Below are 8,061 nucleotides of genomic sequence, written 5' to 3' on the forward strand. Positions count from 1 at the left end.
CGAAGCGAAGGGTGATTAGCTCAGCTGGGAGAGCGTCTGCCTTACAAGCAGAATGTCGGCGGTTCGATCCCGTCATCACCCACCATTCGTTTCAAGCGTTTCGCGCAGCGGTAGTTCAGTCGGTTAGAATACCGGCCTGTCACGCCGGGGGTCGCGGGTTCGAGTCCCGTCCGCTGCGCCATATTCGGAATCTGGAACACTGAACGCCAGATTCCACAGAAAGCCCGCCTAGTGCGGGCTTTTTGCTGTCCTGGATTTATTGATCCCATGTCCTCAAAGGTGCTTTGACACCGTTCTACTGCACGGCATTCTGGCTGTGCCGATAGTCGCTCACTGCCTCATACACCGCTTTACGCAAACGGTTGATCCCGCCAATCGGCCGATGCGCCTCAAGCCCGAACCACGGATTGAACGAAAGATTGTCACACGCCAGATTCAGCGCCGGTGTATCGAAGTCCTGCGCTGGCAGAGTGATCCGCGCCACGGTTTCAAACGGCGAATCCTGCTCGCGCCATTCGATGCTGGTGTCTTCGATCGGCATGTACTTGTTGGCATCCTGACGCTGGATCTGCAGGACGAAACACGCCGGTATCCGGTCCGTCGACAGTTGCTGGTTTAAGGCGCTGCGCAAGAAGTTCGGTAAATCATGATTCTGTTTTGGCAGTGTGTAGTCCGGGCAGTTGTCCGGGGCGGGCGCCACCCGAAACTTTGCATTGGCTTCACCAAATTTGTACGGCGATACCGAAAAATAAGTGGTCGCGGTCGGACTGTCCGGCGGCGGTGACAGGGTTGCCAGTGCAATAAACAAATGGCGGACCTGCCATGTGCGCGGGTCCCATCCCGGAAAAAATGCCATGACCTTTTTGCCGTCAGCCTGCGCCGATACGTTCTGACGATACTCGGCGACGTCACTGACAAAAAAGTTCGGGTGGCTGAACATCACAAAATCCTGCTCAGGCTTTGACTGGCGGTTGCCGAGCAGCTGTTTTCCCGAAACGTCCAGCAGTTTGATCGCCATCCCCCGGGCGTCGCGCAGGCTGTCGAACTGTGGATAGGCATTGCCATTGGACAGGCGAATCATCGCTTGCCAGGTTTTTCCGGGCTCACTGAACACGCCTTGTCGCAGCGACTGCGCCAGTTGCGGCAACACCTGCACCTGAGCTTTTACACAACCATGAGCCTTGGCATGGGCGTCGCGCAGATACCGTGTGCTTTCTCGGTGTTGATCGACGATGCGTACGGCGGTCTGGATCACGTCCTGGGTCATCGCCGCTTCGCCGCTGGGAATCTGCTCCTGCGCCGACACCGGGCCACGGTGTTGCCAGGCAAACCAGACCGTAGCGATGGCCCAGCCGAACAGGCCGATGACGAGCGCTATCAACAGAACCTTGCCCAGTACACGACCCAGCCACAACCAGATTCTGGCCAGCAGCGACTGTTCTTTCTTGAAGGTTGAGATCATGGCAGTTGCGCCTCCAATGGGCCGCCGAGGACTTTCAGGTACTCAAGAAGTGCCCAGCGTTCTTCGGGCAGCAACAGTCGGCCAATAACGCCATTGTCGCGTTCGCCGGCACGGAATTCATGGCCGCTGTTGTGGTTGCCGGTGATGCGCGTGTCGAACAGGAAGCCATTGGTAAACGCTTCGGTGCGATAACCCAGATGTCGCGGATCGTATTCAACGGTGCCTTTGAAGAAGGTCGTGGCGCGCTCATCCTGCGGCGACAGCAACTGATAAATGCTCGGCACTGAACCATTGTGCAAAAACGGCGCGGTGGCCCAGACACCGGCCAGTGGGCGCGCCTTGTAAGCGACTTTTTCGCGTACGCCGATGGGTAGGCCGAAGCCGTCCAGGCGTGGTTTTTCCTGCGGCGTGACGTTGGCTTCGCGATAGGCGCGGTCTTCGACGAAGGCCGTGACGTAAGCCAAGCCCTTGGCCACCGACATTTGGCTCAGATCCAGTGGCGCCTTGGGTGTTGGATGCAGTTTGACGTCCATTTTTTCCAGCTCTTTCAGATCCCACTGCAGGGCTGTCAGGTCGAAACGGTGGTTGGCGATATTGTCGGCAGCGGTCGGGTCGGTGCCGATGACAGCGACCGGCAGCATGTGCAAATGCTGCACCCAGCGCTCACCTTCCTGAGTCTGGCGCGGTACGTGACAACCGGCGCAGTTCTCGACAAACAGCGTGCGGCCCTTGGTTGCCAAGGGTTTGTCGATGGCGCCAAACAGTTCCTCTGGCCAGGCTGGTGGCTTGAGCTTTTGCAGTGTTTCTTCGATTTTGTGCAGATCACGCACACGCACGCTGGAGGCATAGCGTGCTTCGCCTTGCAGTGGCTGGCCGTTGTCATCGAAAAAATTCAGGGTGGCGCCGACGCCCAACGCTTCACCGATATTGCGTGCCATCGGCTGCTGCGCCGAGCCGTTCCACTGCACCCAGTCGAATGACCACATATCCCAGAGCTGTGGATAATCCACCGGGGCATTGGCCACGCGGTAGTTGGCGGGGGAAATCGCATCGCCAAACGTCGCGTTGGCAATGCGTCCGAAGGCATCGGCGCGGCCGGGGCCTTCTTCGGTCGGGTAGAGGCCGCGATGGGTATCGTTCCAGGCGACTTTGAGGAATGTATTCAGTGAGGTTTTGAAGTCTTTGCGCAATTGCTCGTGACGCGCGTCGTATTCGTCGCCCAGCACGGTTCTGGCGAAACGTTCGAATTTCCATGGGTTGTAGTAAGTCGCGGTCAGACTTGCCACCAATGCCTGTCCGAAACTGCCGCCGCGCAAAGTAGGCACACTGGACGGCAGCACATGTTGCGCGGTACCCCCGTCAATTCGCACGGCCTGACCTTTGAAGCGCAATTCGCCGGTGTGGCAAGCGGCGCAAGTGATGTCCAGATATTGTTCGGTGCTGCCGGGGTTCTGATGTCGGGCAAAACCGACGGGGAGGTTGCCGGGGTTGGTCGTCGTGGCTTTCTGCTGCGGGTCGATCAGAAAACCGAAACGCGCCAGGTAATCAGGCGAGGCGAAACGTTGCGCCGAGAAGGGCAGTTCCAGCGCCTGGAACCACTCATAGCGCAGGCCTTTGACCTGCGTACCCTGGGGCGTGAAATAGTAGGTTTGCCGGTCTTCGTCACTCCACTGATCGAGGTAATGCACCTGCTCGGCGGGGGTGTAGAAGGGCAGTTTCGGATTGGCGACGTAATACAGGACCACGGCGAGAACCAGTCCCAGCAGCACGACGATCAGGGTCAGCACACGGAATAAGAGGCGCAAGATAAACATCCTTGTCGATTTGTTCCGCTGTTATGCCTGAGCCTGGCCCTGTGCGGCAAGTGGCCATTACGCCAGATGATGCTAGAAGAAACGACGCCGATTGCCGGGACGAGATGACAGAAGCTTCATCGTCGCTTCGCGCCAATGCGTTTTAATCCCTGAACTTATCGGAAGATTCCTGCTCTCATGCCGGTAGCCATTGGTCGTGGCGGCCTGATAAGCTCGCGGCTTTACTCGATTGCCCTTTCGGCGCATGAACAAGGAAATAGCATGAAACAGCATCGGTTGGCGGCGGCGGTTGCCCTGGTTAGCCTGGTCCTCGCGGGTTGTGATTCGCAGACCAGCGTAGAGCTGAAAACCCCGGCGCAAAAAGCTTCCTACGGTATCGGCCTGAACATGGGCAAGAGCCTGGCTCAGGAAGGCATGGATGATCTGGACTCCAAAGCGGTAGCCCAGGGCATCGAAGATGCCGTCGGCAAGAAAGAACAGAAGCTGAAAGATGAAGAACTGGTCGAAGCCTTCGCCGCGCTGCAGAAGCGTGCTGAAGAGCGTATGGCCAAGATGAGCGAAGAGTCGGCAGCCGCCGGCAAGAAATTCCTCGAAGAAAATGGCAAGAAAGCTGGTGTGACAACCACCGCTTCCGGCCTGCAGTATGAAGTCGTCAAGAAAGCTGATGGCCCACAGCCTAAGCCGACTGACGTAGTGACCGTTCACTACACCGGCAAGCTGACCAACGGCACCGTCTTCGACAGCTCCGTCGAGCGCGGCAGCCCGATCGATCTGCCGGTGAGCGGCGTGATTCCGGGTTGGGTTGAAGGTCTGCAACTGATGCACGTTGGCGAGAAGTACAAACTGTACATCCCTAGCGATCTGGCTTACGGCGCTCAGTCGCCAAGCCCGGCAATCCCGGCCAACTCGGTTCTGGTCTTCGACCTGGAACTGCTGGCCATCAAGGATCCAGCCAAAGAAGCCGCTGCTGCCAAGTAATCGGTAACGGGTCTGACAACAACGCCTCGCTTATGCGGGGCGTTGTTGCATCTGGACCCTGGCAAGGGTAAACAGAGCGAACCGATGGCGGTCGGGAGAGTCATAGCCAATGAGACTGCCATCGCTAGCCGCCCTGAGCAGCCAAGTCAATGAAATATTGGGGTTTTTTATGTGAGTAAAAAACGCCCGATCTGAGCGCAGCCCTTATGAAACGGGGCTTTCAGCGCTGAAATGCAGCTCTGTTCACAAGGTTATCCACAATTTGTGTGGATAACATTTCAACGGGAGGAATAGATGAAAGCTCCGTGGAATTTCGCTCGATTCCTGCCCTTGGCCGGCCGTCTGCTGGCGCGTGGCCGTTTACCGACCTTACTGTTTGCGGTTGCCAGCAAAGGCGCCGCGCAAGGCAATCGTCTCGGTAAACTCAAGGACGATTTACGCTTGCTTCAGGCACTGTGCCTGGCCTACTGGCGCGGCGAGTACCGCGCTATCAGTGGCAAAGCCCTGGTGTCGGTGGTGGCGGGTTTGATGTACTTCCTCAGCCCGGTGGACGCGATTCCGGATTTCATTCCCGTATTTGGCATGCTCGACGACATCGCGGTCCTCGCCTGGCTGATGAAAACCCTCGACGATGAACTCAATGCGTTTCGCCTGTGGCGCAACCGTCAGCAACCGGAAAAACTGGCAGTCGTCGAACGCCTGCCGGATACCCCCGAGCAACTGCAACTGCAGGGGCCGAAAAAAACCTGATTCTCAGCACCCACCTACAGATAGATACCCCCCGCGACCTTAGCCGCTGTTAGGATTACACTTCTAGGGAAAAGTGCCGACTCGCTAAGTGTTGTTGTCCTACGGGGTAGTCATGGATATTCAGATAATTGCACGCGATGGCGAACCCGAATACGCGGTTCTGCCGTGGGCTCAGTATCAGGCTCTACTAAAAGCAGCAGGCATCAACGAAACACCGTCGCGTCCGGCAGCCACGCCGCTCGCGGCCTCACCAGACGCGATTCTTCCAGGTCTGGATCAACTACGCAGTTTGCGCGAAGGGAAGGGCATCGCCATTGAGGCGCTGGCCCGCACGGTAGGCATCAGCCCGTCTTATCTGGCCATGATCGAAAGTGGCGAGCGTCAGCCCGACGCCGCGATTCGCCGCAGCCTGGCCTGGGAATTGACGGTGCCAGGGTGGAGGGATGAATCGTGAGCGTACGCATCAGTCGTCAACATTGGGACGGATTGCTCGGGGAACTTGATCAGGCGCGTCGCCAGCGCCATCTGCTGACTTATCGGGCCTTGCTCGAGCGGTTGCAATTGCCGACGCCGGCCATGCAAACCCTGACGGCCGCGCTTGAACATCTGGCCGCGCTGGATGCCAAGGCCGAACAACCGTTGCGCAGTTCGCTGGTGATCAGCCAGGGCGCCAGTCGCCTGCCGCGCACGGGTTTCTTTGAATGCGTTGAACGTCTGGGGCGTTTTTCCGGGCCATCCGACGGCGTTGCCGCGGCTTCCTGGCATGCCTCGGAAGTGGTCAGGGTCTTCGAGTACGAGTACCCGGAATCGGCAGAGGCCTGAGTGTTTTTACGACTCAAGGCGCGGGCCAGTTACTGGCTGGCGCGCAGGCTGTTTCACTGGTCGTGGTTTGTCCGCCAACCGCGAGGTTGGCGCTGGCTCGAAGGTCAGTTTGCGCGCATGGCTAACCTTGGCGATGTCGGTGCACAAAGCTTCTACGGGCACATCCTGACCTTTCGTGGTGTCGGCCTGGGTGCACGTGAAGAAGGAGTGCGCCTGTTGCGGCTGGCCGCGCTCGCGGGTGATGGCAAAGCGGCTTATCAGGTCGGCGTGATCAGTTTGGCCGGAACGCCGAGCAAACCGCCGGATCCTGCCGAAGCCGCACGCTGGTGGGGCATGGCGGCCAAAGCCGGCCACCCGTTGGCGGAGCTCAAATTGAAAGAGCTGAGTACTCGCGACTCAACACTGTAAATCCATTTATGTCTGCCCGAACAAACGCGGCGTGAGGTTTTCCTCACGCCGCGTTTGCGTTTTTGCGCGGTTGTTTATCTGTGAGTTGTTTTTTACAGACAAGTCCTACAGTCATCGCCTACTTGCCTGACTTCTTTCCCGATTGATCCCCCGCACAGTTCCCGCGCCTAATTTTTTTGCGCGAGGGAACGCCCATGTTTGATCCGCTTATTCAGTCCACTTCGCCCACCCGCGTGCGTTGATGGACGCCGTCACCCGCATCGAGCAAGCACTCGACAGCTTTCCCGACACCCTCAGCGTTTACCGCGAACAGCTCAAGCATTGGGCCAGTCGCGCGGCGGACGAGGTCAGCCACGCGGCGGATCTGCCGTCACTGGTGGGCATGGAGCGGATCATTCGCTTCGGCTCCGATAGCACTGCCGTCAGCAGCACCGACAACGCGTTTTTCTCCGGTGTCGTCCAGTGCCCGAAGAGTGGCCCGATGCTGATCGAGAGCAAATTCGAGTCGGTCTACGACATTCCGCTGGGCAATATCGTGGTCGATGTGATCGCCATGGACAGTGGCGAAACCACCCCCATCACCCTTGATGCGCAAGGCAAGGGCTCATTCAAAGGAATACCTGGCAAATTCTACCGGGTGCAGGTGCACAGCGCTGTCACTTCGGGTCAGGTCGAGGACCTGTTCAAAGCCTATGACGGCCTGACTGCTGAGCTGGATGGCTGGCTGCGCAGTGAATGGCAGGGTTTAAAGCCGCAATGGTCGCAGTCGGTGTCGACGGCGGCGGGCAACGGCATGCTGGCCGGGAGTTGGGCGGCGATCGAGGGCGTGTGGGACAGCATTGGCTTGCTCTCGGACATTCTCAAGGATCCCGGTCAGTTTGCTGAGCGCTTGGGCAGTGGTGCGGCGGATCTGATCGAGCTGGCGAAAACCGCGCCCGAGGTCATGGAGAAGCTGCAACTGCTGGTCAGTGACGAGGCGGCGCTGTGTCTATTGCTGCGCACTGCCAGCCTTTGGCTGGAGATGCTGCCACCCAGTGAAATCGCCGGCAAAACTGCTGAAGCGGCGTCGATGATGATGGTGCAGTTGCTCATCGATGTGCTGATCAGCGTCGTCTTGACGTTCGTCAGTGGTGGCGCAGGCATCGCTTATCTGACGCTGCGTCTGGCGGACCGCGCCGTGCAATTGCTCTCGGCGGTAAAGCGTTTGGTGAAGGCGATGTTTGGCATCGTCGAAGGGTTCATCAAATACGTCGATCAATACAAAACCGTTGCCGCCCGTGGCATCGCCGCCGGGGTGAAAAAAGGCCGGATGCAATTGCGCTGGAATGCGCAGCGCAACACCTTGTTGAAGAAAGACGAGCCTCACGACGACTCGCCGGACCAGGCGAAAAACCCCAACGGTGACAGCGCCGATTGCGTGCCCTTTACCTGTACCAATGGCTGCCCGGTATCGATGGTCACCGGTGAAGAACTGCTGACCCTGAACGATGCGGTGCTCGATGGCGTGTTGCCGTTTGAGTTCACCCGTTTGTATCGCTCCAGCGCCGCCGAAATCGATGTTGGGTTGGGGTTTGGCTGGAGTCATTCGCTGGCGCATCGGCTGGAGTTTGCCGGCGACGAGGTTGTCTGGGTCGATCACGAGAACCGCCGTACCCGTTTCCCGCTGCCGAGCGTTGAGCGGCCGGCGATTCACAACAGTTTGTCGCGGGCGGCGATCTTTCTGGGGGATGAACCGGAGGAACTGATCCTCGCGCTGGCCGGGGAAACGGTGCGGTTCTATCACTTTCGCGCGGGACGGCTGACGGCGATCAGCGATGCCTATGGCAA

8 protein-coding genes and 2 tRNA genes are annotated in these 8,061 nt (G+C 58.6%); 8 read left to right on the plus strand and 2 right to left on the minus strand.

Translation table 11 applies throughout. From position 1 onward, the window contains the following. Positions 1–9 precede the first annotated feature (9 nt). A tRNA-Val gene (locus AC0ZWN_RS28605) sits at positions 10–85 on the plus strand. A 19-nt stretch (positions 86–104) separates the two neighbouring features. Next, positions 105–181, plus strand: a tRNA-Asp gene (locus AC0ZWN_RS28610). A gap of 114 nt (positions 182–295) precedes the next feature. Here AC0ZWN_RS28610 and AC0ZWN_RS28615 read toward each other — a convergent pair. Together AC0ZWN_RS28615 and AC0ZWN_RS28620 are read right to left on the minus strand one after the other, a co-directional pair. Next, a complete protein-coding gene (locus tag AC0ZWN_RS28615; RefSeq protein WP_476337678.1) occupies positions 296–1,462 on the minus strand; it encodes a catalase family protein in 1,167 nt (388 codons plus the stop codon). Beyond that, on the minus strand, positions 1,459–3,267 hold the full coding sequence (locus tag AC0ZWN_RS28620; protein WP_476337680.1) for a di-heme-cytochrome C peroxidase: 1,809 nt from the start codon (positions 3,265–3,267) through the stop codon (positions 1,459–1,461). The genes AC0ZWN_RS28615 and AC0ZWN_RS28620 overlap by 4 nt, the downstream gene beginning before the upstream one ends. A 270-nt stretch (positions 3,268–3,537) precedes the next feature. On the opposite strand from AC0ZWN_RS28620, the gene AC0ZWN_RS28625 reads away from it, so the two are divergent. From AC0ZWN_RS28625 to AC0ZWN_RS28650, 6 genes are all read left to right on the plus strand, one after another. Then, positions 3,538–4,254 carry an FKBP-type peptidyl-prolyl cis-trans isomerase gene (locus AC0ZWN_RS28625; RefSeq protein WP_007919751.1) on the plus strand — a complete coding sequence of 239 codons (717 nt, stop codon included), beginning with the start codon at positions 3,538–3,540 and terminating at the stop codon, positions 4,252–4,254. Between the two features lie 294 nt (positions 4,255–4,548). Next, a complete protein-coding gene (locus AC0ZWN_RS28630) occupies positions 4,549–5,004 on the plus strand; it encodes a YkvA family protein (protein ID WP_007919749.1) in 456 nt (151 codons plus the stop codon). A gap of 112 nt (positions 5,005–5,116) precedes the next feature. Then, a complete protein-coding gene (locus tag AC0ZWN_RS28635) occupies positions 5,117–5,458 on the plus strand; it encodes a helix-turn-helix domain-containing protein (protein WP_093440125.1) in 342 nt (113 codons plus the stop codon). Further along, positions 5,455–5,826, plus strand: coding sequence for a hypothetical protein (locus tag AC0ZWN_RS28640; protein ID WP_003223109.1), 372 nt, complete (start codon positions 5,455–5,457; stop codon positions 5,824–5,826). Before AC0ZWN_RS28635 ends, AC0ZWN_RS28640 begins: the two co-directional genes overlap by 4 nt. Beyond that, the gene (locus AC0ZWN_RS28645) at positions 5,827–6,234 is read left to right on the plus strand and encodes an SEL1-like repeat protein (RefSeq protein WP_093440130.1); all 408 of its coding nucleotides are present in this window, start codon (positions 5,827–5,829) and stop codon (positions 6,232–6,234) included. It abuts the gene before it with no gap. Positions 6,235–6,475: 241 nt separating this feature from the next. Further along, positions 6,476–8,061: DUF6531 domain-containing protein (locus AC0ZWN_RS28650; RefSeq protein ID WP_476337683.1), on the plus strand; the 1,586-nt coding region annotated here is incomplete at its 3' end.

The sequence above is a fragment of the Pseudomonas sp. 3B-A001-10F genome (assembly GCF_056313565.1).